The following is a 24,238-nucleotide window of genomic DNA, read 5'->3' as shown; positions in this document are numbered from 1 at the left end:
CTACATGCGGAACACGCCGAAGCGGGTCGCTTCGATCGGCGCGTTGAGGCTGGCCGAGAGCGCCAGGCCGAGCACCTCGCGGGTCTGCGCCGGGTCGATGACGCCGTCGTCCCAGAGCCGCGCGCTGGAGTAATAGGCGTGGGCCTGGCGTTCGTACTGTTCGAGGATGGGCTGCTTGATGCGCGCCTCTTCCTCGGCGCTCAGGCTGTGGCCGGCGCGTTCGCTCTGCTCGCGCTTGACCTGGGTGAGCACGCCGGCGGCCTGCTCGGCGCCCATCACGCCGATCCGCGCGTTGGGCCACATCCACAGGAAACGCGGGTCGTAGGCCCGGCCGCACATGCCGTAGTTACCGGCGCCGAAGCTGCCGCCGATGATCACGGTGAACTTCGGCACCCGTGCGCAGGCCACGGCGGTAACCAGTTTGGCGCCGTGCTTGGCGATGCCGCCTTCCTCGTACTTCTTGCCCACCATGAAGCCGGTGATGTTCTGCAGGAACAGCAGCGGGATGCCGCGCTGGCAGGCCAGCTCGATGAAGTGCGCGCCTTTCTGCGCGGCCTCGGCGAAGAGGATGCCGTTGTTGGCGAGGATGGCGATGGGGTAGCCGTGAAGAAAGGCGAAGCCGCAGACCAGGGTGGTCCCGAACAGGGCCTTGAACTCGTCGAAGGCGGAGTCGTCCACCAGGCGGGCGATCACTTCGCGCACGTCGAAGGGTTGCTTGGCGTCCGCCGGAATCACCCCGTACAGCTCCTCGCTGGCGTAGCGCGGTGCGATGGGCGTGCGCAGGTTCAGCTCGCCGGCCTTGCGCCAGTTGAGGTTGGCGACACTGCGGCGGGCCAGGGCCAGGGCGTGCTCGTCGTTTTCGGCGTAGTGGTCGGCCACACCGGAGGTCTTGCAGTGCACGTCGGCGCCGCCCAGCTCCTCGGCGGTCACCACCTCGCCGGTGGCGGCCTTCACCAGCGGCGGGCCGGCGAGGAAGATGGTGGCCTGGTTGCGCACCATGATGGTCTCGTCGCTCATGGCCGGCACGTAGGCGCCGCCGGCGGTGCAGGAGCCCATCACCACGGCGATCTGCGGGATGCCCTGGGCGCTCATGGTGGCCTGGTTGAAGAAGATGCGGCCGAAGTGCTCGCGGTCGGGGAAGACCTCTTCCTGGCGCGGCAGGTTGGCGCCGCCGGAGTCCACCAGGTAGATGCAGGGCAGGCGGTTCTCCTGGGCGATGGCCTGGGCCCGCAGGTGCTTCTTCACCGTCAGCGGGTAGTAGGAGCCGCCCTTCACCGTGGCGTCGTTGGCCACGATCATGCATTCCACGCCTTCGACGCGGCCGATGCCAGCCACCACGCCGGCGGCGGGCACCTCTTCGCCGTAGACCTCATGGGCCGCCAGTTGGCCGATTTCGAGGAAGGGCGAGCCCGGGTCCAGCAGGCGGTTGATGCGTTCGCGCGGCAGCAGCTTGCCCCGCGAGGTGTGGCGTTCCTGGGCCTTGGCGCCGCCGCCTTCGTGGATGCGGCCGAGCAGGCGGTGCAGGTCGTCCACCTGGGCCTGCATGGTCTCGCGGTTGCGGGCGAATTCCGGGGTGCGGGTGTTGATCTGGGTGTGCAGGATGGCCATCTGGGGCGCTCCGAATCGTGCGTTTCACCCCTCCCGGAGGGGAGGGGCGTCGGTCGAGGGTCAGCGGGTTTCGTTGAACAGCTCGCGGCCGATCAGCATGCGGCGGATCTCGCTGGTGCCGGCGCCGATCTCGTAGAGCTTGGCGTCGCGCAGCAGGCGCCCGGTGGGGAACTCGTTGATGTAGCCGTTGCCGCCGAGGATCTGGATCGCCTCCAGGGCCATCTGGGTGGCGCGTTCGGCGGTGTAGAGGATCACCCCGGCGGCGTCCTTGCGGGTGGTCTCGCCACGGTCGCAGGCCTGGGCCACGGCATAGAGGTAGGCGCGGCTGGCGGCCAGTTGGGTGTACATGTCGGCCACCTTGCCCTGGATGAACTGGAACTCGCCGATGCTCTGGCCGAACTGCTTGCGGTCGTGGATGTAGGGCACCACCACGTCCAGGCAGGCCTGCATGATCCCCACCGGGCCGCCGGCCAGCACCACGCGCTCGTAGTCCAGGCCGCTCATCAGCACCTTGACGCCGCCGTTGACCGCGCCGAGGACGTTCTCCTCCGGCACTTCCACGTCATCGAAGAACAGCTCGCAGGTGTTGGAGCCGCGCATGCCGAGCTTGTCGAACTTGCTGCCACGGGAGAAACCCTTCCAGTCGCGCTCGACGATGAAGGCGGTGATGCCGTGCGCGCCCTTGTCCAGGTCGGTCTTGGCATAGATCACGTAGGTGTTGGCGTCGGGGCCGTTGGTGATCCAGGTCTTGCTGCCATTGAGGACGAAGCGGTCGCCCTTGCGGTCGGCGCGCAGCTTCATGGAAACCACGTCGGAGCCGGCGTTGGGCTCGCTCATGGCCAGGGCGCCGACGTGCTCGCCGCTGATCAGCCTGGGCAGGTACTTCTGCTTCTGCTCGTGGGTGCCGTTGCGCTTGATCTGGTTGACGCACAGGTTGGAGTGGGCGCCGTAGGAGAGGGCCACCGAGGCCGAGCCGCGGCTGATCTCCTCCATGGCGATGACGTGGGCCATGTAGCCCAGGCCGGCGCCGCCGTATTCCTCGCCGACGGTCACGCCCAGCAGGCCCATGTCGCCGAACTTCTTCCACAGGTCCATGGGGAAGGCGTTGTCGCGGTCGATCTCGGCGGCGCGGGGCGCCAGTTCGGCGGCGACGAAGGCTTGCACCTGTTCGCGCAGCATGTCGAGGGTGTCGCCGAGGGCGAAGTTCAGGCTCGAGTAGGTCATGGTTCCACCTGTGCTTGTGATTGTCGGTGAGTCGGGGAGGGGATCAGGCCTTGGCGGCCTGCTTGCGTTCGGTCTCGGCCAGGGCCGCCAGGCAGCGTTCCTCGGCCGTATCCAGTTCCAGCTGCATCTGCTGGATGTCCAGCAACTGCTGTTCGAGTTGCGCGCGGCGGGCGGCGATCTTCTCCATGAAGGTTTCCAGCTGCTTGCGGTTGCCGCTGCTGGGGTCGTAGAGGTCGATCAGCTCCTTGCACTCGGCCAGGGAAAAGCCGATGCGCTTGCCACGCAGGATGAGCTTCAGGGCCACCAGGTCCTTGGGGCTGTAGATGCGTTCCTGGCCCCGGCGCTCGGGGAAGAGCATCTCCTGCTCCTCGTAGAAGCGGATGGCGCGGGTGGTCACATCCAGTTCGCGGGCCAGGTCGGAAATGCTGTAGGTCTTGGACATGGGGGAGGGGGCTCGGCTTGTTTACCTTTACGTTAACGTAAACCTGGGTAAACTCGCTGTCAACTCGGCGCCAGGCAGCGGCAAATAGCCCCTGTGGCCCGATACTTGCTGGCTTCCAGCCTGCGGAACCGGCGCTCTTTACGGCACCGGCCGGGGGGTGTAGACAGTCAGGGCGTGCAGTCCGCCACGGCCAGGCCGGGCGGTTGCTGGAGCGAGAGATGGCGCAGGACATTCGAATAAAAATGGCGACCGATCCACTTCACCAGTCGTACCAGGCGCGGCTGAAGCTGCTCAACGAAGGCGAACTGCCCCGCGGCGTGCTCCGCGAGGAGATCGATGCCTCATGGCGGCGCAGCCTCGGCCACGGGCTCAACTGCCTCGAAGGCGAGCAGCCCGAACTCCGTCACCACGACCTCGGCCTGCTGCTGGAAGGCAACCGCCTGCTGATCGATGCCGCCACTCCCGAGCTGGAGTACCTGGTCAGCCAGCAGGGCAAGGGTGGGTTGATCATCCTCGGCGACGCACAGGCCAACCTGCTGGCCATCGAAGGCCAGACCGACTTCCTCAAGGGCTCCGGCCTGCGTGACCTGCGCCCCGGCAGCTGCTGGAGCGAATCGAGCCGTGGCACCAACGCCATCGGCACGGCGGTGGTGGAAGGCCGGCCGACCCTGATCAACTGCGGCGAACACTACCTCGACCGGCTCAGCCCGTTCTCCTGCACCTCGGTGCCGCTGCGCGATCCCCAGGGGCAGGTGGTGGGCGTGCTGGACCTGACCCGGCAAGGCGTCATGGCCCAGCCCGAGGACAACCTCGCCACCCTGATGCTGGCCGCCGGCAACATCGAGAGCCGCCTGTTCGCCCTGACCTACGGCGATCACCTAGTGGTGGCCTTCCACAACCGTCCGCAGTACCTGGGCAGCGCCTGGCACGGGCTGCTGGCCCTGAGCCTGGAGGGCGAGGTGGTCGCCGCCAACGAGCGGGCCTGCGAACTGCTGCGGGTCGGGCGGGATGCCCTGGTGGGCCGCCGTGGCAGCGACCTGATCGGCGAGCGCGCCGCTCCGTTCATTGCCCGCCTGCTCAAGGGCGGCGTCAGCAGCGTGCAGACCGCCCAGGGCGAGTTCTTCTTCCGCGCGCTCCAGGTGCCCCGCCACAGCCCCCTCGGCCACACGGCCCCGGCGGCGGCCAAGGCGCCCAGCCATGCAACATCCCAGGCCCTGGAGGCCCTGGCCGGCCACGACGGCCGCTTCGCCCGCGCCTTGCGCATGGCCCGCCAGGCCCTGGCCAGCGACCTGCCCGTGCTGCTGCTGGGGGAAACCGGCACCGGCAAGGAGGTGGTGGCCCGCGCCTTGCACCAGGCCAGCCCGCGTGCCGAGAAACCCTTCGTGGCGGTGAACTGCGCGGCCATCCCCGAGGGCCTGATCGAGTCCGAGCTGTTCGGTTATCGCGAAGGCGCCTTCACCGGTTCCCGCCGTGGCGGCATGGTCGGTCGGTTGATGCAGGCCCACGGCGGCACGCTGTTCCTCGACGAGATCGGCGACATGCCCCTCGCGCTCCAGGCCCGCCTGCTGCGGGTGCTGCAGGAGCGTCGGGTGGCCCCCCTCGGCGCCGCCGAGGAGCAGGCCATCGACGTGGCGGTGATCTGCGCCACCCACCGCGACCTGCGCCGGCTGGTGCAGGAGCAGCACTTCCGCGAAGACCTCTACTACCGTATCAACGGCGTCAGCCTGCGCCTGCCGGCCCTGCGCGAGCGGGACGACCTGGCCGGCATGATCGCCAGCGTGCTGGCCCGCTTCGGTGCCAGCGACGTCAGCCTGGACAAGGACCTCACCGAGCTGTTCAGCGGCTACGACTGGCCGGGCAACATCCGCCAGCTGGAGATGGTCCTGCGCGCGGCCCTGGCCATGCGCGAACCGGGGGAGACCGTGCTGGGGCTGGACCACCTCACCGACAGCCTGCTGGACGACCTCACCGCCACCACCCGCCAGCCCGGCAGCATCCGCGAGAACGAACTGGAGCTGATCCGCGCCGCCCTGGAGCGGCACCAGGGCAATGTCTCCGCCGCCGCCGATGCCCTGGGCATCAGCCGCGCCACCCTGTACCGCAAGCTCAAGCAGCTCAGGGGGTGACGCCCTTGAAGGCGCTGTGGGAGCGAATTCATTCGCGATGCCGTGTGCCTGGGCAGACCCGGGCTGAAGCCCGGGCTACGGCTGCACCTACAACATTCCCGTATGCCCGGGTGACGGCATGACCCGCCTCCTGCTCAAGCTCGTCGACGCCCACGACCCCGAGCTGCTGCGCCGCGCCCTGGCCTGGCTCTACGGCTTCGTGCGCCCGCAGCTGCGCGCCATCGCCGTGTTGCTGGGGTTGTCCCTCGGGGCATCGCTGCTGGTGCTGGCCCAGCCCTGGCTGACCAAGACGCTGATCGACGAGGGCCTGCTGGCCAAGGACTTCGGCCTGCTGGTGCAGGTGGCGGTGGCGATGATCGCCGTCGGCCTGGTCGGCACTGTGCTGTCGGGCATCAACCGCTACCTGCACACCCGGCTCTCCGGGCGCATCCTCTTCGCCCTGCGCGATGACCTCTACCGCCACCTGCAGCAGCTCTCGCCGGCCTTCTATGGGCGCAAGCGCATCGGCGACATCCTGTCGCGCCTGGATGGCGACGTGGCGGAAATCCAGCGTTTCGCCGTGGATTCGCTGTTCTCTGCCGTCTCCAGCCTTATCGGGCTGATCGGCGCGGTGAGCCTGATGCTGCTGCTGTCCTGGCAGCTGTCCCTGCTGCTGGCGCTGCTGATCCCCGTGGAAGTGCTCTGGCTACGCTGGATGCGCCGCAAGGTCGAGCGCGAGGTGCGCGGCCTGCGGGAACGCTCAGCGGATGTGTCGTCCTTCCTGGTGGAAACCCTGCCGGCGATGAAGTTCATCCAGGCCGCTGGCCAGCAGGCCCGCGAAGCCCGCCGCCTGGAGGGCCTGGGGCAGGGCTACATGCGCCAGCTGCTGCGGGTGCAGGTCACCGAGTTCTTCACCCACGCGGTGCCGGGCACGCTCACCTCGCTGTCCCGCGCCTGCGCCTTCCTCATCGGCGGCTACTGGGTCATCCAGGGCACCTGGCAACTGGGCGCGCTGATCGCCTTTTCCACCTACCTCGGCATGGCCGTGGGGCCGGTGCAGAGCCTGCTCGGCCTCTACGTCGCGCTGCAGCGCATGACGGTCAGCCTCGGGCGGGTCATGGAGCTGCAGCAGGAGCCGGTGCCGGTGCGCCCACCCGTCACGCCCGTGCCCCTGCCGGACGGCCCCGGCACCCTGCGCCTGGAGGGCGTGCACTTCGCCCACGAACAGCGTGCCGGCGCCGTGCTGGAAGGTGTGGACGCGGAGATTCCCGCCGGGCTCAAGGTGGCCGTCAGCGGCGCCTCGGGCGTCGGCAAGTCCACCCTGATCGACCTGCTGCAGCGCTTCTACGACCCTGACCAGGGGCGCATCCTGCTGGATGGGGTCGACCTGCGTGAGCTGGACCTGCTGGCCCTGCGCCGGCGCATCGCCGTGGTCAGCCAGGACATCGTCCTGTTCCGCGGCACCCTGGCGGAGAACCTCGCCTACAGCGCCCCCGACGCCAGCCGCGAGGCCCTGGAACGGGTGGTGCGCCTGGCCCGGCTGGACGGCCTGGTGGCCTCCCTGCCGCTGGGGTTGGACAACCCCCTGGGCGAGCGTGGCCAGCAGCTTTCCGGCGGGCAGAAACAGCGCATCGCCATCGCCCGCGCGCTGCTGCAGGCCCCGCTGATCCTGGTGTTGGACGAAGCCACCTCGGCAGTGGACGAAGCCACCGAGCGCGAGGTGATCGCCGCCATCGACCAGTTGTTCGCCGGGCGCACGCGCATCCTCATCAGCCACCGGCCGTCCACCCTCGCCGAGGCGGACCTGCACCTGCGCCTGGAGCAGGGGCGCCTGCGTCCGCTGGCAGCCGAGGTCGCCCTCGATGGCCGCTGACGTGCGCATCGGCCTGATCGACAGCGGCTTCGCTCCGGCGCAGGCCGATGGCGTCAAAGCGTCCCGGCGCTTCTGGCTGGAGTACGGCGAACTGCGCGAAGGCGACGTCCAGCCCGACAGCCTCGGCCACGGCCAGGTGGTGCTCGACACCTTCCGCCGCCAGGCCGGCCCGGTGGACGTCTGCATGGCCCAGGTATTCGGCGAGCGGGGTCAGACCAGCCCGCTGCAGATCGCCGCCGCCCTCTGCTGGCTGCTGGAGCAGGAGGTGAGCCTGGTGAGCATGAGCCTGGGCCTGCGCACGGACCGGCCGGTACTGCGTGACGCCTGCGCCCGGCTCCAGGCCGCCGGCGTGCTGCTCTGTGCTTCCAGCCCGGCCCAGGGCGAGCCGGTGTACCCAGCCAGCTACCCGGGCGTCATCCGCATTACCGGCGATGCCCGATGCGCGCCGGGGCAGTGGTCCTGGCTCGGCACCCGCCAGGCCGATTTCGGTGCCCATGTGGCAGCCCACAACGGCGTCGCCGGTGCCAGCGTCGCCTGCGGGGCCTTGGCCGGCACCCTGGCCGCGCACCTGGCGCGCCAGCCGGGCATCAGCCGGGACGCCCTGCTGCAGGCGCTGCGCCAGGGCGCCGCCTACCACGGGCCGGAGCGGCGCGGCCATGACTGAAATCCTCATCCTCGGCGCCGGTCCGGCCGGTGCCGCCGTCGCCCTGGGCCTCACGCGCCTGGGCTACTCGGTGCGGGTGGTCAGCGAATGGCGCCGTTTCGCGGCAGTGGAAGGCGTCTCCCAGCGGGTGCTGGAGGGGCTGCGTCAGGCCGGGTTGCACCGGGCGCTGGCCACTGCAGCGGCACCCTCGCCGCGTCGGGTGCAGTGGAACGGCGAGGGGCAATCCATCAACCAGGAATGCCTGCTGGATCGCCCGGTCTTCGACGCCGCCCTGCGTGACGACCTGCAGGCTGCCGGTATCGAGGTGCTGGAAGCGCGGGTGCTCAAGGTGGAACACAGCCCCGACGGCCACGCCGTGCACCTTGAAGGCGGCGAGGTGCTGCGGGCCGACTTTCTGGTGGAAGCACGCGGACGCTCCGCGCCCCTGGCCGGCGGACGGCTGCGCGGGCCGGAGACCCTCAGCCTGCTCAACCAGTGGCATGACGCCCCCGGCCTGGCTGGCTCGGCGGTGGAAAGCCTGGCCGACGGCTGGGCCTGGATGGCGCGGTTGGCCGACGGCCGCTGCTACTGGCAGATCACCCTCGATGCCGCCGCCAGCGACCTGCCGCCCCGGGACCGGCTGCCGACCTGGTGCGCCGAACGTCGTCGGCAGTCCGCTCGGGTGCGCGAGCTGTTCGGCGAGGCTGCCCTGCAGCCCGCCAGCCTGCATGCCCGCAGCAGCACCGCGATCCTCTTCCACGAGGCCAGCGGCCCGGACTGGCTGCGGGTCGGGGATGCTGCGATGGCGGTGGACCCGCTGTCCGGCAACGGCATCTTCCAGTCCCTGTCCTCCGCGCTGCAGGCCCCGGCGGTGATCAACACCCTGTTGCGCCACCCGGAGCGCGCCGCCCTGGCCCGAGCCTTCCACCAGCGCCGGGTCGAGCACCTGTTCCAGCGTTTCGCCCGCACCGGCCGTGACTTCTATGCCCTGGAGCAGCGCTGGCCGGAGCAGCCGTTCTGGCGTGATCGCCGCACCTGGCCCGATGCCGCGCCGCTGCATGCCGAGGCGGACATCCGCCAGGTGCGGGTGGAGTCGGCACCGGTGATCCAGGGCGAACTGATCGAGGCGCGGGAGGTGGTCATCACCGCCGACCAGCCCCTGGGTGTCTGGCACCTGGACGGCACCGAGCTGGCGCCCATCGTTCGTGCCCTGCAGGCCGGTCGGCTGGACGCAGCCCTGGCCGCGCTGGCGCCCGAGCCGCAGCGCAAGGTGCAGGGGTGGCTGCTGGCGCAGGGCTACCGGCCCTGACAAGGGGCCAGCATTGTTCCGCCGGGTGCGGTGATTAGAATGTGCGGCTCGCATTCATCGCACACGAAGGAACCGCCATGCACCTCGACCTGATCCAGACCCTCAGCCTTGCCGGCAAGGCCGCCGTTCCCAACGACGACCGCGTCGGCTGTGCCGGGCGGCATGCCTGGATCATCGACGGTGCCACCGACCTGGGTGAACCGGGCCTGATGGGGCAGCGGGGTGGTGCGGCCTGGCTGGCCGATGCGGCCCATCGCGGCTTCATGGCCGCCTCGGGTCCCCTGGCCTCGCTGGGCGAGCAGGTGTTCCAGGCCGTCGCTGCCGACTACCGGCGTGATCGCCAGCGCGAGCCCGTCTCTGCCTGGGAACTGCCCCGTGCCTCCCTTGCCGCCATCGCCCTGGAAGGCGACCGGCTGGCCTGCGGCTTTCTCGGTGACTGCACCGTGATCCACCGCAGCGCCCTGGGTGTGGCCTTCCTCACGCCGCAGCCGGATCGCCGGCAGGAGCAGGCCGAAGCCGAGGCCCTGGGCCCCGGCATTGGCGCCGACAACGTCCGCAGCGCCCGTGTCCTGGCTGACCGCCGTGCCGCCCGCGAGCGGCCCAAGGCGGTGCTGAGCGTCGACGCCGAGCAGGCGAGTGCCGCCCTGCAATACGCCCAGGCGCCCCTGGCCGCCGGCGACGACCTGTTGCTGATGAGCGACGGCTTCGCCGCATTGATCGACACCTACCACCACTACGACGCCGCGACCCTGATGGCCCGGGTACTGGAAAGCGGCCTGCTGCCGCTGGCCGAGGAGCTGCGCCGCATCGAGCGCGAGGACGCCGCCTGCCTGCGCTACCCGCGCTTCAAGGCCAGCGACGATGCCTCGGTGATCTGGTTGCGGGTGGGGTAGTACCAGGAGGCTTTTGTAAGCGGGTGAAATCCGGGATGTTCCTGCGTTCGGGGCGTCGACTTGCACCCGACCTACGTGGAGTGGCGATACCGGATATGAAAGGGAGAGAAACACCCATGGAGCATTTTTCCTGCCGTGCCCAATTGCATGGGCAGAACCACTTGTTCATCTGGTATTGCGACCAAACCGATGGCGTCGTGAAGAATGATGCCGGCAAGGTGATCACCTTTGCGTCGGAGCACGATGCCGAGCGCTATCTGGATCAACTGGGGTTGCAGTTGCGGGGTCAGGACGCAGTTCCCAATTACGATTTCAATGCAGTCGCACGTTGGTGTGCATCGCCAGACGGCGAAGCGATCAATTGCTCGGACTTTCTGAATATCTGGAACATGCTCGGCGATCTCATCGGCCAGTCGGTTGGTCCCTCTGCTTTCAAAGAGGCCGACCGGCGCCTGGCTCACATCTATGACAGGCTGTTCTGGGGTAACAACCTGCCTTCCATCACCCCCGAGGGTGAACACTTCATGCCCGCCTGGTCGGATGAGGATGTCCAAGAAATAGCGCGCCTGTTTACAGCGGGTGTTGCTGAGATCTCGGCACTATTTGAGGTCGAGCCCTATCGATTCGAGTCCGAAGGCGAGCGCTGACACAGGCATTACCCGCGCCGCACCACCGGCACCCACACTTCCACGAACCCCGTCCCCTGCATCGGCTCGAAATCGGCACTGTATTGCTCGAATTCCGGGGCGTCGGCGAAGGCGTACCCGGACGCCGGCAGCCATTTGTTGAAGATGGTGAGGAAGGTCTGGTGGATGGTGGAGATGTGGCCCAGGTGGCGGAACACGGCGTAGTCCTGCCGGCGCACCTTGAAGTGGCGGAAGGTGGGCGGAAGCCCGTCGATGCGGGGCACTTCGACGCCGGCGATGTATTCGAAGCTGCCGTCCTCGCCCGGGTTGCAGCACAGGCCGTAGGTGACGTCGCTGGACTGGCCGGGAATCCGCCCCATATAGGGGGAGAAGGCCTGCCACAGGCCGACGATGCCCTCGTTGCGGTCGAAGGTGAAGCGTTCGCCCAGGCCGGCGATGAGGAAGTCAGGGCGGGTTTCAAAGCGGGGTTCGGACAGCTCCACGAAGTTCATGGCTTTCATGCGCAAGGGCTCCACCAGGTGCAGGTTGCCGTGCCCCTGTTCGCGCACCTGCCGGGGCGTGACCCCGAACAGGTCGCTGAAGGCACGGGTGAAGGCTTCATGGGAGCCATAGCCGGCATCCAGCGCCACCTGCAGGATGTCCCGCGTGCCGTTGCCCAGGGCATGGGCCGCCCGGGTCAGGCGGCGGGCGCGGATGTAGCGCATCACCGACCAGCCGGTGGCGAGGGAAAACAGACGCGACAGGGCGAATGGCGACAGCCCGACGTGGGCCGCGACGGACCCGAGGTCCAGGTTGGCATCCTGTTCGGATTCGATGAACCACAGGACCTGTTCGATGCTCGGCATAGGGCACTCCTTGAAGACGGCACCGACCTTAGCAAGGGTGCGTCGAGGCGATTTGATCGTTCTTGCGCGGTTGGCGCCGCTCGCCTTCAGCGCGCGTAATAGAACGCCTGGCTGAAACCGAACACCAGCCCTTGCGCTTCGCACCACTCCGGGAAGGAGGCCGACGTGTCGGCTGAGCGGTAGCGGGCCCAGGCGTCCAGCAGGGCGCGGCAGTGGCGTTGCTCCTCTTCCAGCCATTTCGGCGTCTGCTCGGGGGCGAGCCGGGCGATCAGCTCGCCGGCCCGGGCGAGGGCGGTTTCGGCATGGGCTTCGTCACCGATGAAGAACGACTCGCCGAGGTGGTGGGTCTGGTAGTCCACCTGGCCCAGGTAGGCGACCGCCAGCCGGTAGAGGGCGATGGCGTCGTTGGGGTCCTGTTCCAGCGCCTGGTGGAAGTAGGCGGTGTCTTCCTTGATCACCGCGGCCCAGCGGTAGGGCACGGGTGAGGGCGGCGCCTCCTGGCACCAGGCTTCCAGTATCTGACCGAGGTACACCCGCAGCGGCTGCGCCAGGAACTGGTGGGCGGCAGGCGTGTGGTAGTGCAGCGCCGCCAGCTCGCAGGCGCGCTCGCGTTGCACATCCAGGGGCGCGTGGCGGCAGGCGGCGATGAAGCCGGCCAGGGCCTGCAGGGCCGGCTTCTTCAACCCGCGCTCGCGCAACTGGCAGTACGCGGCGAAGCCTTCGTAGCCGGGCGTGTCGGCGTAGGCTTCGGCGATGGCCGTGAGGCTCTGGAAGTTGTCCTGGTTCCAGTAGTGCATGGGTTGTTCTTCGGCTGAGCTTGGCGTGTCTTGTCCGTGTGTCTACACGACGCTGGCACGGGTGAGCAGGCTGCGGTGTCCGATGCCGGCTGACTGCAGGCGTTGCAGCAGGTCCTGGCGCGCGGCCTGGCCGCCGGAGCGGATGTAGTCCAGCTCGGCGGCGGTGATGAGCACCACCGGCACCAGGGTGACCGGCGACAACGGCATGTCCTCCAGGCGGGCGGCGAAGTCTGGCGCGGGGCCGCCCAGCAGGATGCCGACGCAGTCGTCTTCGGTGATGAAGGCCGGGGGCACCTGGCTGCCCACGCAGTTGGACTGGCTCACGCCGGGCAGCTCCAGGGAGAGGGCGCCGTAGCGCTCGAGCTGGGTCGTGATGCCACCTGCGTCCGCAACGGTATCGGCCACGCTCTTGAGCACCTCATAGGCCCAGCTGTTGCGCAGCGGGTCCACGTCGCCAGGGGCACCTTGTGCGTGCTCGGGAATATCCGGGGTGTCGATGAACAGTTCCAGTTCGAAGCCGTTGACCGGCTCGTCACCGTCGTCGAACGGGTAGCAGAGGCCGTCGGTGGCCAGGATGATACTGCCGTCACGGCGGACGACCCGGTAGGACTGGCGGGTGGAGGGCCAGTACGGCCCGCCGGTGAAGCTGGGGCTGATGAGGAAGGTCAGCACATCGCGCTCGACGGCACCGATGCCTTGCCAGTGCCGATCCAGGCGCTCGCCACTGGCCTCCAGTGCGACTTGCCGGGTCTGCTCGGCCGGTGTCATGCCTTCCTGGTCTGAATCAGAGGGTGTATCGGGGGTGCCTGCTTGCGATGAGCCGAGCATCTTCTTGAAGAACTCCATGGGCATTCCTTGCGTGGGGTGGGGTGTACCAGGCGTGCATTCTGACGGGCCCTTGAGCTTGGCGAAACCATGGAGGCGATGTTTCATGACCGGCCACTCAGGGCCGGATGCCAGAAGCAGAAGGAGCTGGAAGGCCAAGGTGCTTTTCCTGGGCGGCGGCTTCCGGTAAAACGCCGCTCTCGCGTAATGACTCGCAAGGACGTGACACATGTACAAGCTGGAGCATCAGGTTGACGGCAATTGGGCGCAGTTCTCTCATCCCGCCCGGTTCTCGCGTCCCGCTGTCGACGCCCACCCACGGCTGGTGATCGGCGTGCCAGGCTCGGATCCGGAAGTGATCCTCCGGCTCGTCCGGTGTCTCGAAGCGCCGCTGATCCTGCTTTACGTACTGCACACGCCCCGTGGGGAGGCGGAGCCAGCTCGCTATCAGAGCCCCGAGCTTTCCTTGCCTGAGGTCGAGTCGTTCATCCGCGAATTCGGCATGTTCCTGAGCCAGGACAGCCGGTTCGACCTCTGGGTCCATTCGCCGGCCCAGCAGGCCACGCTGGTCTGGGATCGTCACGACCTGATCCATGCCTATGGGCCTCTTGCCGAGTACGCCGCAGCGCTCAATGGGCTGGGGTTCTGTGAGGGGGATGTGCGGACTCCCATCCCTCATGCCCACCACTACCACCCCGAGCACGATGAGGCGGCGCGGGGTGTCATGGCGTGGTGCAATTGGTGGGCGTCGCCCTTGCGACCGGAAGACGAGCAATAGACTTGACGGCGCCCATTCCTGGGGCGGTGGTGGATTTCAAATGGATGGCAACCGATGAGCAGTCCCATGGAAGGTGCCAAGGCGGCACGCAAGGCGCTCCAACAGATTCAAAAGTGCCTGAATGCGCCGGACGTCGTACCGGAGCAGTGCTACCGGATGAACAGCGCGACCTATCCGCTGGTTTGCTGCATCAACCAGTTGACCGGGCTTTTCCTGAGCGGCAATTACCCGGTCATTCCGATCTTCCTTGACCGCGCCTATCGCGCCCTGACAGGAGTCCCTCACGCACGGGTGAGCGAGCCCTACCGTGCGCTCGCACTCGATTACCTGGGCCAGATGGCGCGGTTCGTTGTGCAGTACGGCGGCCTCTCAGAGGACGAGCGCTACCTGAAAGACTGCATCCCTGCCGCGCTGCTCCTGCCCGGCTCCAACCCGGCCACTGCTGCCCAGCGCTAGCCCTCAACCGCATTCAGCCGCCGCGACCTGCTTCTCAGGCGCGGTGGCGGCTTTGCCCTAGGATGCCGGGTCTTGGGCCGTGCCGATCCGGCCCCATCCCGGGACCGCCAGAGGCCGCCATGAACCCCTTGAGTGCAATCGATTACGCCCGTATCCAGGCGCTGCTGGAGACCGACTACGTGCAGGAGCACTACCTGCGCTACGAGGCCGGTGGCGACAGCTATGACTGGCTGGAGCTGGAGGACGGGGAGGGCGATGGCGTCGAGCTGTACGTCGAGTTCCTCCCGGACCGTTTCCGCATCGCGGTGGTCAACGAGTCGGGACCCGGGCCGGACAACGGTTTCGAGGACCACCGGCATTTCATCTTCAAACTGGTGGATGCCGAGGCGCAGCGTCACGAATTGCTCTTCCAGCCCGTGGAGGTGCACAGCGAGGGGGCGGACTGCCTGGACACCTTCCCGCTCGCCGAACAGGCGCCGGCCGTCCAGGCCAGCGCGGTGCGTTACCTGGGGATGCTGGAGGACCATATCCGTGCGGCGGACCAGCGCCTGGCCGAGCTGAAGGCCGATCTGCCGCCGGACATCATCCTCAATGTGCTGGGCACCTTCGAGTGCTTCGACGCGCTGCGCGAGACCTTCGAGTCGATGACGGCCTCCATGGGGCTGGAGACCTTCCGCCTGGACGAGGCCTTCAGCGAGCTGGAACACGACGACCGCATGCCGCGCTCCTACCGCATCTGTGCCGACCGCACGGAGCCGTCCATGACCGAGGAGGACGAGGCGGCCATCGAGGCGCATACCGCCACCGCCTATTTCGTGATGCCGCGCATTCACCACGAGCGTACCCGCATCGTTGCGGCGATGGCGGCGGCGCGGGCCCTGGGGCGCCTGATCGAGCAGGGGCTGGTCACGGCGGCCAAGGTCGAGACGGCAGGGCTGGCCCATGGCCTGGCGCGCTGGAAGGAGCTGATCGACGCGCTGGAGGCGTCGGTGGACGCCCGTGATCAGCGGCGCATGCTGCTGACGCTGTATCGCCTGTTCGTGCGCAAGCCCATCGGCCACGAGAACCTGCTCTACACCTGCGGCATGCAGCACCTGGGCCTGCCGGACTTCGTGATCCGCTTCGCCGAGGACGAAGAGGTCGACCTGGAGGCCCAGGAGGCGGCGGTGGCGCGCTTCGAGCAGGCCTTCCTGGCCGCGTTCGGGGTCGAGCCCGCCGCCGAGCCATCGAGCCCGTACCTGGCGCGGCCGGACTTCGGCTACGAACTGGGCGATATCCGCCACAACCCCTTCGGCTACACCTGCATCGGCCAGGCTGCCGAGGGCTGACGGCGGGCAGGGCGGTGGCCAGTTGAACGCCGGCTGACACCGCCCCTGATGGTTGTTCCGACGCGGCCGGTGCTGTTTATACTGCGCGCCGACACAGCACCGCCGCCTCGCTTCGGTGGGCTGGGGCGGGCTCTGGCCCGACCACGTCGTTCCCTTCTCCCGAAGCATGGATACCCAGCATGGAAATGGATTGGAGCAAGGCCCTGCAGGAGAGCCTGAGCTGGCTCGCTGTCGCGTCCCTGGTCACCATCGTTGCCTTTGCCGCCGCCGCTGCGCTGGCGGTTCGATTCACCCGTTGGGGCAGCCAGTTCTGGCAGGTCGCCGGCCCCTACCTCAGCCCCAAGCGCAGTTGGAAGCCGCTGCTGGTTTTCACTCTGCTGTTGGTGATGGCGCTGTTCTCGGTGCGCATGAACGTGCTGTTCTCGTTCTGGTACAACGGCTTCTACAGCGCGCTGCAGGGGCTGGATCAGAAAGCGTTCTGGTACTTCCTCGGCCTCTTTGCGGTGCTGGCGACCATCCATGTGCTGCGCGCGCTGTTCAACTACTACCTCACCCAGGCATTCAACATCCGTTGGCGGGTCTGGCTCACCGAGCGCCTGACCGGTGACTGGATGAGCGGCGATGCGTACTACCGGGGGCAGTTCCTCGACGAGCCGGTGGACAACCCCGACCAGCGCATCGAGCTGGACGTCAACGCCTTCGTCACCGGCTCGGTGTCCCTGGCCCTGGGCGCGGTGAGTGCCCTGGTGTCGCTGGTGGCCTTCACCGGCATCCTCTGGGGGCTGTCGGCGCCGCTGACGGTGGGCGGGGTGGAGATCCCCCGGGCCATGGTCTTCGCGGTGTACATCTACGTGATCATCGCCACCTGGATCGCCTTCCGCCTCGGTCAGCCGTTGATCCGCCTGAACTTCCTCAACGAAAAGCTCACGGCAAACTTCCGTTACGCACTAGTTCGCCTGCGCGAATACGCCGAGAACGTGGCCTTCTACCAAGGCACCGCCATCGAGCGCGGCACGCTGCTGGGGCGCTTCGGTGCGCTGATCGGCAACGTCTGGGCGCTGGTCTACAGGACGCTGAAGTTCGATGGTTTCAACCTGGCGGTCAGCCAGGTGGCGGTGATCTTCCCGTTCATTCTCCAGGCGCCGCGCTTCTTCAGCGGGGCGATCAAGCTGGGTGATGTGATGCAGACCTCCCAGGCCTTCGGCCAGGTGCAGGACTCACTGTCGTTCTTCCGCACCTCCTACGACACCTTCGCCCAGTACCGCGCGACCCTGGACCGTCTCACCGGCTTCCTAGACGCCAACCAGCAGGCCCGTGAGCTGCCCAAGGTGGACACCCATGAGGCTGCTGATGGCCTGCGCATCGAAAGTCTGGACGTGCTGCGCCCCGACGGCCACCGCCTGCTGGCTGACCTGGGGCTGGAGCTGGTGCCGGGCCAGGCACTGCTGATCAAGGGACCTTCGGGCAGCGGCAAGACCACCCTGCTGCGGGCGCTGGCAGGGCTCTGGCCCTATGCAGAAGGCACCGTGTACCGCCCCGGCGGGCACCAGGCGCTGTTCCTCTCCCAGCGCCCGTACCTGCCCCTGGGTGACCTGCGCACCGCCATCGCCTACCCCAACACCGCCGTGGCCGAGGATGACGAGCGCCTGAAACAGGCGCTGCGCCAGGTCAACCTCGCGCACCTGACCGAGCGCCTGGAACTGAGCCAGGACTGGACGCGCATCCTCTCCATTGGCGAGCAGCAGCGCCTGGCCTTCGCCCGGGTCCTGTTCAACCAGCCCCGGGTGGTGTTCCTCGACGAGTCCACCTCGGCCATGGACGAAGGTCTGGAGCACGCCCTCTACTCGCTGCTGCGCGAGCAGTTGGGCAAGACGCTGCTGGTCAGCGTCGGCCACCGCGCCACCCTGGCGCAGTTCCACACTCACCGCCTGGATGTGGACGGGCAGGGCGGTTGGAGCCTGCACGAGCAGGCCGGCGACAACGCCTGACCCGCAGCCCGGGAGCCTGTGGGCTCCCGGGCCTTCCCACAACTGCTGCGCAGCGGCTTACACGCAAAAAATCCAGTCACTCCATCCGGGCCGTCTATGCTGCTGGCATTGGGCCCTGTCCAGGATGAGTGCAATGGACTTTTTCGCTGACTCCCCCTCCCAATCCAGTTCGCCGAAACCAGCGCCCCACTTGGTTCCGCCGTGGTGCGTGCTGGTGGTGGACGATGATGCCGAAGTGCATGCCGTCACCCGGCTTGCCCTGAGCGGTTTCGAGTTCCAGGGGCGGCCCCTGGAACTGCTTTCCGCGTATTCCGCCACCCAGGCCCGTGAGATTTTCAAGACGCGGGACGACATCGCCCTGGCGCTGATCGACGTGGTCATGGAAACCGAGCACGCCGGGCTGGACCTGGTGCGTTACCTGCGGGAAACCTGCAGCAACCGCATGACTCGACTGGTGCTGCGCACCGGGCAGGCCGGCCAGGCTCCGGAGGACCGGGTCATCCGCGAGTACGAGGTGGATGACTACAAGGAGAAGACCGAACTCACCACCCAGAAGCTGCGCACGCTGCTCTACTCGATGCTGCGCGCTTACCGCGACCTGGGGGTTATCGAGGCCCAGCGCGAGGGGCTCAGTCACGTCCTGGATGCCTGCGCCAAGGTGCAGAATGCCGACACCCTGAAGGTGTTCTCTTCCACTGTGCTGGAGCAACTGACTTCGCTGTTGCATCTCGGCCGTTCAGCGCTGTACTGCGTGATTTGCCCAGGCGAAGGACACCATGAAACTCGCACTCTCGCCGCGACCGGCGAATTCCATAGCTATCAGTCTGATGATTCGCTGGGGAGTCTGCCTGATGAAGTCGCTGAGCGCTTGCGCCAGGTACTTGAGGCTAAAGCGTCGTTTCACTATGACGACGCCTACGTGCTTTATCACTGCAATGAGCGTGGTGGTTCCAGTGTCCTCTATGTCACTCACCTGGAACCCTTGAGTGAGCTGGACCGGCAGTTGCTGGAAATCTACATGCGCAACGTGGCCATCACCTTCGAGAACATCAACCTGCTGGAAGACCTGCAGGAAACATCCAAGGAACTTGTCTACACGCTCGCTAACGCCGTTGAGGCCCGTAGCAAGGAAACGGGTGCCCACGTACAGCGTGTTTCGTTGTTCGGCGAGATGCTGGCTCGGCTCTACGGATTACCGGACAAGGAGATCTACCTGATCCAGCATGCTTCGCCGCTTCACGATATCGGCAAGGTGGCGATCCCCGATGCCATCCTGCACAAGCCCGGCAAGCTCGACGCCGACGAATGGGCGGTGATGAAGAAGCACGTCGATTACGGGGTGGCCATCCTCCAACGCTCTCGCCGGGTGCTGATGCAGGTCGGGGCCCAGATAGCCGGTAATCACCATGAGCGCTGGGACGGGAATGGCTATCCAGGCGGGTTGGCCGGTGAGTCGATTCCGCTGGCAGGGCGGATCATCGCCTTGGCAGACGTCTTCGATGCGCTTTGCTCTCGGCGTTCATATAAAGAGCCTTGGTCCAGGGAGCAGGTTCTTGAACTGATCCGCTCCGAGCGTGGCCGTCATTTCGAACCAAAACTGGTAGACCTCCTGCTGGAGCATCAGGACGAATTCTTCGCTATCCGCGAGCGGTATCCCGACGAGTCTGACGAGCATCCTTCATGACTGCCTTGCCGCCCTCTGTCCCCGAGCAAGCGCAGGTTGCGGTGAAGCGTAGTCTCTCCGCCAGCCTGCTGCGGCTGACTCTGGTTTGTGCGTTGGTGCTGGGTCTGGTGATCAGCCTGGTGCAGATCGCGATGGACTACGAGCGCAGCCGCTACCTGCCGGATACGGACATGCAGGCCCTGTTCGGCCTGGTGCGCGACCCGGCTACCACCGTGGTGTTCAGCCTCGACGAGAGCACCGCCGACGACCTGCTCAAGGGCATGCTCGAGCAGCGCGGCGTGGTGGGCGCGCGGATCATGCTGCCGGACGGCAAGCTGTTCGCCGACCGCTCCCGCAGCGTGATGCTGCCCGGTGGACGTGCCCTCAACGACATGTTGTTCGGCATGACGCGCCACTACCAGTTGCGCCTGTCCACCGAGAAGCTCGGTGTTGGCGAGGCCGGCTGGCTGGGCGACCTGCTGGTGGAGGTGGACACCTATCCCTATGGCGGCGAATTCCTTCACCGTGCCGTGGTGACTCTGGTCAGCGGCCTGGTCTACGCCCTGGCCATCTCGCTGATCCTGCTGCTGATCTTCTACCTCAGGGTGACCCGCCCGTTGCGTCAGTTGATCTTCTCCATCGCCAGGGTGGACATCGCCGCACCCGAGAATGCTCGCCTTGCGGAGCCCGCCGGTCATGCCCAGAACGAGATCGGTGTGCTGGTGCGCTCCACCAACCAGCACCTGCAGGCCCTGGGCGACAACCTGCGGCAGGTACGCGAGGGGGAGGAAAAGCTCAAGGCCTATTCCGACCAGTTGGAGTCCACCGTTGCCGAGCGCACCCGCGAGTTGACCGAGAGCGTGTGCCAGTTGCGCGAAGCCCAGGGGCAACTGATTCAGTCCGAGAAGCTGGCCGCGCTGGGCGGCCTGGTGGCGGGCGTGGCCCATGAGGTGAACACCCCGCTGGGTATCGCCGTGACCGCATCTTCGGTACTGGGCGAAGCACTGGGTGAACTCCAGGCTCAGTTCCAGGCCCAGACCCTGACCAGTGACGCCTTCCGCAGCCTGCTGCAGCGCGCCCATGACAGCAGCAGCATGCTCAACCACAACATCGGCCGTGCCGCACGGCTGATCGCCAGCTTCAAGCAGACCGCCGTGGACCAGGTCTCCGAGGCCCGCTGCCAGTTCCAGGTGCGCCAGGTGCTGGAAGCCCTGATCACCAGCCTGCACCCCGAGACCCGCAAGGTGCCGGTGGAGCCCGTGCTGGACTGCGACGCCGAGCTGACCATGCAGAGCCTGCCTGGCGTGCTCACCCAGGTGGCGGCCAACCTCATCATGAACAGCGTGCGCCACGCCTTCTCCGAGACCCAGGCCGCACGCATCGTCCTGGCCCTGCATGCGGAGGGCGATGAGGTGCTGCTGGACTACCGCGACAACGGCAGCGGCGTGCCGGCGGAGCTGCACGAGCGCATCTTCGAACCCTTCTTCACCACCAAGCGCGGCGAAGGCGGAACCGGCCTGGGTCTGAACATCGTCTTCAACCTGATCACCCGCAAGCTCAACGGCCGGTTGAAGTTCGAGTCCGCTCCCGGCGCCGGTGTGCACTTCCAGATCTGGATGCCCCGTGAGCTGCCGAGCCAATTGGTGGGGGCCAATGGCGGGCCTGCTGGCCCGCACCTTTAAAGGATAGCGTCATGAGAGCGTGGCTCCTGGCGGTCATGCTGGCTGCCTGCACTGGGCCGGTGGCGGCCGAAATGGTGTTGGTCGCTGCCGAAGATGACTGGGCGCCTTATTCCTCCCTGCGTGCTGACGGCAGCGGCCCGGAAGGCTTCACGCCGGAGCTGGTGCGAGAGGTCTTTGCTACCCAGGGCGTGGAGGTGCAGTTCCTCACCGTGCCGTTCTCCCGCTGCCTGTTGCTGGCCCAGGGTAACCAGGTGGCGGCCTGCTTCAACGTCACCATCACCGACACCAATCGTGACCAATACCTTTGGCACCCCACTCCCCTGTTCAAGGAGGGCTTGGCCATTTTCGGACGGGCGGACGAACCTCGTCAGGACTTGAAGGTCGCCGACCTCGTCGGGTACAGCGTCGGCATCACCAACGGCTATACCTACCCGACGGCCTTCATGGAGAACCCGGCCATCGAGCGCTTCACCGCCAACTCTGACGCGCAGTTACTTCGGATGCTGGCGGCCGGTCGGGTCGACTACATCCTGCTGAACACCATGCCCGGGCTGATGCGTATCCAGCAGAGCAGTGAGTTCAGAGGTCAGGTAAAGCAGGTCGGGTTGATAGAGGAGGACGGTGTGCGACTTGCTTTCTCCAAGGCCCATCCGGACGGTGCACGGTTGGCAGCGCTATTTGAGAAAGGTCTGCAGGTACTGCGCGCCAATGGCCGCTACCAGAAGATGCTCGCCGACTTCCAGCAGCGTTATCAGCCTTGAGTGCCGTTCTCGCGCGCCTGGGCCACCGCGTCCGCCCCTGGCTGGCGCGCAGCGGCCGACGCTTCAACCAGGTGTGCGGCGGGCTGTTCGGGATGGCGGGGCTGGCGTTGCCGTTGACGCGCTGAGGGTGGCCCTGACTGTCAGAGCGAGTCGTCCAGGTAGTAGCGGGTGTCGAACAGGCCCTGAGGGTCCTTCAGGGGGCTCCCGGGCATTCGCTCAGTCCTGGCGATCGTGCTCGGCAGTGACGTGAATTGACTGAGGTGATCGTTGACCTCCCGCACGACCCACTCGATTTCGTCACGCAGGGTTCTCAGCAGTGAGCCGTGCTGGCTTGCGCCCGTGCTGGTCGTGGTGACTTCCGCCCTTGCGAAACCGTGTTTGTAGCCCCGAATGGCGGCCACCAGCGCGTGTTGATTCTTCTGCTTGTAGCGGGCCTTGTAGATCGACAGCCTGATGGTGACCAGGCGGATGTAGCTGCTGATGCTCTTGATGGAAACGCAGGGGCTGCCGATGACCTTGCTGGCGAACAGGAGCTTCTTGAAGTCTGTCTGGGCGCTGTCCACGGCCTTGTCCGGGCCGATGTTGATGGCCTTTGGCATCAGCCGCGTGTTCCCGCAGGTCGTCTCGCAGTACTCCTTCAGGCGCGCCACCATCGGGTCCGTCTTGGCGTACTTGGTCAGCGTCCCGACGAAGGCACTGTTCAGGCCCAGGTTATTGAAGTGCGCAGCATCCATCTTGCTGTAGCCGGTAATGGACAGGTCCTGAGGGGCGTTTGAGGACTTATCGAACTCGTCCGCTTTGAGGTTCTTGTAGCCCTCATCGATCTGATGGGTGGCGCTGTCGGCGATGACGGTGGCGGGATCGTGGGTCGTCCCGTAAAGCGTATTGAGGTAGTCGCAGGTGATTTCCACGTAGAAGCAGAACAGGAAGCAGTGGCGGATACGCTCGTACGCATGGTCGGCGGAGGCGTTGTGGAGGGTACCGCCCAGCAGGGGCGTTGTGCGTATCCGGTCCTTCTTGGTTCTTTCCTTGCCCATGGGGCTCTCCTTGAGCGGCGCGACGATGACCGGCACACACGATATGCCAGAGGCCAGGCGATTGTCGCGGGGCACAGGTACCGCATTCAGGGGGGCGGGGGAGGAGAGAGTCAAGAAAAGGCGGCGGTAGACCCGCCGCCTGAAGGCCCCGGGCCGGCGAGGGGCCGCCGGTGGGGCATCGAGGGTAAAGCGTCAGCCGCGGTAGTAGCGCTGCGGCACGAAGGGGGTGCGGGCGACCTTCATGGGCACGCGCTTGCCGCGCACCAGGGCCCAGACGTCGCTGTCCAGCGCGGCCTTGTCGGCGGGCAGGTAGCCCATGGCCACGGGGCCGCCCAGGCTGGGGCCGAAGCTGCCGCTGGTGACGCGGCCGATCACCGCGCCGTCGGCATCGACGATTTCCGCGCCTTCACGCACCGGCACGCGCTCCTGGGGCAGCAGCCCGACGCGCTTCTCCGCCACGCCGTCGCGCTGCTGGGCGTAGATGCGCTCGGCGCCCGGGAAGCCGCCGGCACGGGCGCCATCGGCACGGCGCACCTTGGAGAGGGCCCAGCCGAGGCTGGCTTCGATGGGGGTGGTGGCGCTGCTCATGTCATGGCCGTACAGGCACAGGCCGGCTTCCAGGCGCAGCGAATCGCGGGCGCCGAGGCCGATGGGCTGGACTTCCGGCTGGGCCAGCAGGGTGCGTGCGAGGGCCTCGGCCTGAGCGGCGGGCACGGAGATCTCGTAGCCGTCCTCGCCGGTGTAACCGGAGCGGCTGACGTAGCACTCCACGCCTTCCAGGCGCACGCTGCCGAACTGCATGAAGGTCATCTTCTTCACTTCCGGTGCCAGGCGACCCAGCACCTCGGCGGCAGCCGGCCCCTGGAGGGCCAGCAGGGCGCGGGCCTCGAACAGCGGTTCGATCTCGCACTGGTCACCGATGTGCTGGCGCAGGTGGGCCAGGTCCTGGTCCTTGCAGGCGGCGTTGACCACCAGCATCAGTTCGTCCGGGCCCAGGCGCGCCACCATCAGGTCGTCGAGGATGCCGCCGTTGGCATCGGTGAACACCGCGTAGCGCTGCAGGCCCACCGGCAGGTCGATGATGTCCACCGGCACCAGGGTTTCCAGGGCCTGGCCGGCGTGGTTGCCGCGCAGGCGGATCTGGCCCATGTGGGAGACGTCGAACAGCCCGGCCTGGTCGCGGGTGTGCAGGTGTTCCTTGAGCACGCCCAGGGGGTACTGCACCGGCATGTCGTAGCCGGCGAAGGGCACCATCTTCGCGCCGAGTTCGAGGTGCAGTGCGTGCAGCGGGGTCTTGGCGAGGGTTTCAGTGGTCATTCCGTCTTCCTGTAGGT

At 67.1% G+C, this 24,238-nt stretch carries 21 protein-coding genes and 1 pseudogene; 14 read left to right on the top strand and 8 right to left on the bottom strand.

All coding sequences use genetic code 11. From position 1 onward, the window contains the following. Genes A9G05_RS07895 through A9G05_RS07885 form a run of 3 tightly spaced genes read right to left on the bottom strand, consistent with a single transcriptional unit; the run spans position 1 to position 3,274 of the window. Positions 1-1,608 (bottom strand): carboxyl transferase domain-containing protein, encoded by a 1,608-nt coding sequence (locus A9G05_RS07895; RefSeq protein WP_069560449.1) that lies wholly within the window; start codon positions 1,606-1,608, stop codon positions 1-3. A gap of 60 nt (positions 1,609-1,668) precedes the next feature. Beyond that, positions 1,669-2,832, bottom strand: a complete 1,164-nt coding sequence (locus tag A9G05_RS07890) for an isovaleryl-CoA dehydrogenase (protein WP_069560448.1) — start codon at positions 2,830-2,832, stop codon at positions 1,669-1,671. A gap of 43 nt (positions 2,833-2,875) precedes the next feature. Continuing rightward, a complete protein-coding gene (locus tag A9G05_RS07885; protein ID WP_044399652.1) occupies positions 2,876-3,274 on the bottom strand; it encodes a MerR family DNA-binding transcriptional regulator in 399 nt (132 codons plus the stop codon). A gap of 218 nt (positions 3,275-3,492) precedes the next feature. On the opposite strand from A9G05_RS07885, the gene A9G05_RS07880 reads away from it, so the two are divergent. The 6 genes from A9G05_RS07880 to A9G05_RS07855 all read left to right on the top strand — a co-directional run bounded on the left by A9G05_RS07880 (position 3,493) and on the right by A9G05_RS07855 (position 10,744). Next, entirely contained in the window at positions 3,493-5,400 is a 1,908-nt protein-coding gene (locus A9G05_RS07880) for a sigma-54-dependent Fis family transcriptional regulator (protein WP_069560447.1), read from the top strand. A gap of 118 nt (positions 5,401-5,518) precedes the next feature. Then, the gene (locus A9G05_RS07875) at positions 5,519-7,252 is read left to right on the top strand and encodes an ABC transporter ATP-binding protein (RefSeq protein WP_069560446.1); all 1,734 of its coding nucleotides are present in this window, start codon (positions 5,519-5,521) and stop codon (positions 7,250-7,252) included. Beyond that, on the top strand, positions 7,242-7,916 hold the full coding sequence (locus A9G05_RS07870) for a peptidase S8 and S53 subtilisin kexin sedolisin (RefSeq protein WP_069560445.1): 675 nt from the start codon (positions 7,242-7,244) through the stop codon (positions 7,914-7,916). Before A9G05_RS07875 ends, A9G05_RS07870 begins: the two co-directional genes overlap by 11 nt. Further along, a complete protein-coding gene (locus A9G05_RS07865; protein WP_069560444.1) occupies positions 7,909-9,204 on the top strand; it encodes an NAD(P)/FAD-dependent oxidoreductase in 1,296 nt (431 codons plus the stop codon). Before A9G05_RS07870 ends, A9G05_RS07865 begins: the two co-directional genes overlap by 8 nt. Before the next feature lie 77 nt (positions 9,205-9,281). Next, positions 9,282-10,097, top strand: coding sequence for a protein phosphatase 2C domain-containing protein (locus tag A9G05_RS07860; protein ID WP_069560443.1), 816 nt, complete (start codon positions 9,282-9,284; stop codon positions 10,095-10,097). A 116-nt stretch (positions 10,098-10,213) separates the two neighbouring features. Then, positions 10,214-10,744 carry a hypothetical protein gene (locus A9G05_RS07855; RefSeq protein ID WP_069560442.1) on the top strand — a complete coding sequence of 177 codons (531 nt, stop codon included), beginning with the start codon at positions 10,214-10,216 and terminating at the stop codon, positions 10,742-10,744. Positions 10,745-10,752: 8 nt separating this feature from the next. Here A9G05_RS07855 and A9G05_RS07850 read toward each other — a convergent pair whose 3' ends face one another. The 3 genes from A9G05_RS07850 to A9G05_RS07840 form a co-directional block, all read right to left on the bottom strand. Next, positions 10,753-11,589 carry an AraC family transcriptional regulator gene (locus A9G05_RS07850; protein WP_069560441.1) on the bottom strand — a complete coding sequence of 279 codons (837 nt, stop codon included), beginning with the start codon at positions 11,587-11,589 and terminating at the stop codon, positions 10,753-10,755. 86 nt (positions 11,590-11,675) lie between these two features. After that, entirely contained in the window at positions 11,676-12,386 is a 711-nt protein-coding gene (locus A9G05_RS07845; protein WP_069560440.1) for a hypothetical protein, read from the bottom strand. Between the two features lie 42 nt (positions 12,387-12,428). Further along, on the bottom strand, positions 12,429-13,232 hold the full coding sequence (locus A9G05_RS07840; RefSeq protein ID WP_069560439.1) for a suppressor of fused domain protein: 804 nt from the start codon (positions 13,230-13,232) through the stop codon (positions 12,429-12,431). Positions 13,233-13,440: 208 nt separating this feature from the next. Between A9G05_RS07840 and A9G05_RS07835 the strand changes: the two genes are divergently transcribed. The 8 genes and pseudogenes from A9G05_RS07835 to A9G05_RS26455 all read left to right on the top strand — a co-directional run. After that, complete coding sequence (locus tag A9G05_RS07835; protein WP_069560438.1) at positions 13,441-13,989, top strand: hypothetical protein; 549 nt, start codon at positions 13,441-13,443, stop codon at positions 13,987-13,989. Positions 13,990-14,055: 66 nt separating this feature from the next. Then, entirely contained in the window at positions 14,056-14,445 is a 390-nt protein-coding gene (locus A9G05_RS07830) for a hypothetical protein (RefSeq protein ID WP_069560437.1), read from the top strand. Positions 14,446-14,564: 119 nt separating this feature from the next. Next, entirely contained in the window at positions 14,565-15,773 is a 1,209-nt protein-coding gene (locus A9G05_RS07825) for a hypothetical protein (protein ID WP_069560436.1), read from the top strand. A gap of 179 nt (positions 15,774-15,952) precedes the next feature. Continuing rightward, positions 15,953-17,761 (top strand): ABC transporter ATP-binding protein/permease, encoded by a 1,809-nt coding sequence (locus tag A9G05_RS07820; protein WP_069560435.1) that lies wholly within the window; start codon positions 15,953-15,955, stop codon positions 17,759-17,761. A 133-nt stretch (positions 17,762-17,894) separates the two neighbouring features. After that, on the top strand, positions 17,895-19,445 hold the full coding sequence (locus A9G05_RS07815; RefSeq protein ID WP_069560434.1) for a DUF3369 domain-containing protein: 1,551 nt from the start codon (positions 17,895-17,897) through the stop codon (positions 19,443-19,445). After that, complete coding sequence (locus tag A9G05_RS07810) at positions 19,442-21,106, top strand: ATP-binding protein (protein WP_069560433.1); 1,665 nt, start codon at positions 19,442-19,444, stop codon at positions 21,104-21,106. The genes A9G05_RS07815 and A9G05_RS07810 overlap by 4 nt, the downstream gene beginning before the upstream one ends. 11 nt (positions 21,107-21,117) lie before the next feature. Beyond that, the gene (locus A9G05_RS07805) at positions 21,118-21,867 is read left to right on the top strand and encodes an ABC transporter substrate-binding protein (RefSeq protein WP_069560432.1); all 750 of its coding nucleotides are present in this window, start codon (positions 21,118-21,120) and stop codon (positions 21,865-21,867) included. A gap of 5 nt (positions 21,868-21,872) precedes the next feature. Further along, positions 21,873-21,992 (top strand): annotated as a pseudogene (locus tag A9G05_RS26455) (LysE family translocator); the annotation flags it as partial. Positions 21,993-22,007: 15 nt separating this feature from the next. Here A9G05_RS26455 and A9G05_RS07800 read toward each other — a convergent pair. Both A9G05_RS07800 and gcvT read right to left on the bottom strand, forming a co-directional pair. After that, the gene (locus tag A9G05_RS07800; protein WP_069560431.1) at positions 22,008-22,904 is read right to left on the bottom strand and encodes a hypothetical protein; all 897 of its coding nucleotides are present in this window, start codon (positions 22,902-22,904) and stop codon (positions 22,008-22,010) included. Between the two features lie 192 nt (positions 22,905-23,096). Further along, the gene (gene gcvT, locus A9G05_RS07795) at positions 23,097-24,221 is read right to left on the bottom strand and encodes a glycine cleavage system aminomethyltransferase GcvT (RefSeq protein ID WP_069560430.1); all 1,125 of its coding nucleotides are present in this window, start codon (positions 24,219-24,221) and stop codon (positions 23,097-23,099) included. Between the last annotated feature and the right edge of the window lie 17 nt (positions 24,222-24,238).

This window comes from Pseudomonas sp. ENNP23, from assembly GCF_001728945.1.
Classification (GTDB): domain Bacteria; phylum Pseudomonadota; class Gammaproteobacteria; order Pseudomonadales; family Pseudomonadaceae; genus Metapseudomonas; species Metapseudomonas otitidis.
This window is presented reverse-complemented; position numbering and strand designations above follow the sequence as displayed.

Bases quoted from the DNA above. Each gene is read 5' to 3' on its own strand.
- A9G05_RS07835 (WP_069560438.1), top strand. From the start codon at position 13,441: ATGTACAAGCTGGAGCATCAGGTTGACGGCAATTGGGCGCAGTTCTCT.
- A9G05_RS07855 (WP_069560442.1), top strand. From the start codon at position 10,214: ATGGAGCATTTTTCCTGCCGTGCCCAATTGCATGGGCAGAACCACTTG.
- A9G05_RS07815 (WP_069560434.1), top strand. From the start codon at position 17,895: ATGGACTTTTTCGCTGACTCCCCCTCCCAATCCAGTTCGCCGAAACCA.
- A9G05_RS07850 (WP_069560441.1), bottom strand. From the start codon at position 11,589: ATGCCGAGCATCGAACAGGTCCTGTGGTTCATCGAATCCGAACAGGAT.
- A9G05_RS07890 (WP_069560448.1), bottom strand. From the start codon at position 2,832: ATGACCTACTCGAGCCTGAACTTCGCCCTCGGCGACACCCTCGACATG.
- A9G05_RS07840 (WP_069560439.1), bottom strand. From the start codon at position 13,232: ATGGAGTTCTTCAAGAAGATGCTCGGCTCATCGCAAGCAGGCACCCCC.
- A9G05_RS07895 (WP_069560449.1), bottom strand. From the start codon at position 1,608: ATGGCCATCCTGCACACCCAGATCAACACCCGCACCCCGGAATTCGCC.
- A9G05_RS07845 (WP_069560440.1), bottom strand. From the start codon at position 12,386: ATGCACTACTGGAACCAGGACAACTTCCAGAGCCTCACGGCCATCGCC.
- gcvT (WP_069560430.1), bottom strand. From the start codon at position 24,221: ATGACCACTGAAACCCTCGCCAAGACCCCGCTGCACGCACTGCACCTC.
- A9G05_RS07875 (WP_069560446.1), top strand. From the start codon at position 5,519: ATGACCCGCCTCCTGCTCAAGCTCGTCGACGCCCACGACCCCGAGCTG.
- A9G05_RS07800 (WP_069560431.1), bottom strand. From the start codon at position 22,904: ATGGGCAAGGAAAGAACCAAGAAGGACCGGATACGCACAACGCCCCTG.
- A9G05_RS07870 (WP_069560445.1), top strand. From the start codon at position 7,242: ATGGCCGCTGACGTGCGCATCGGCCTGATCGACAGCGGCTTCGCTCCG.
- A9G05_RS07860 (WP_069560443.1), top strand. From the start codon at position 9,282: ATGCACCTCGACCTGATCCAGACCCTCAGCCTTGCCGGCAAGGCCGCC.
- A9G05_RS07805 (WP_069560432.1), top strand. From the start codon at position 21,118: ATGAGAGCGTGGCTCCTGGCGGTCATGCTGGCTGCCTGCACTGGGCCG.
- A9G05_RS07830 (WP_069560437.1), top strand. From the start codon at position 14,056: ATGGAAGGTGCCAAGGCGGCACGCAAGGCGCTCCAACAGATTCAAAAG.
- A9G05_RS07885 (WP_044399652.1), bottom strand. From the start codon at position 3,274: ATGTCCAAGACCTACAGCATTTCCGACCTGGCCCGCGAACTGGATGTG.
- A9G05_RS07810 (WP_069560433.1), top strand. From the start codon at position 19,442: ATGACTGCCTTGCCGCCCTCTGTCCCCGAGCAAGCGCAGGTTGCGGTG.
- A9G05_RS07865 (WP_069560444.1), top strand. From the start codon at position 7,909: ATGACTGAAATCCTCATCCTCGGCGCCGGTCCGGCCGGTGCCGCCGTC.
- A9G05_RS07825 (WP_069560436.1), top strand. From the start codon at position 14,565: ATGAACCCCTTGAGTGCAATCGATTACGCCCGTATCCAGGCGCTGCTG.
- A9G05_RS07820 (WP_069560435.1), top strand. From the start codon at position 15,953: ATGGAAATGGATTGGAGCAAGGCCCTGCAGGAGAGCCTGAGCTGGCTC.
- A9G05_RS07880 (WP_069560447.1), top strand. From the start codon at position 3,493: ATGGCGCAGGACATTCGAATAAAAATGGCGACCGATCCACTTCACCAG.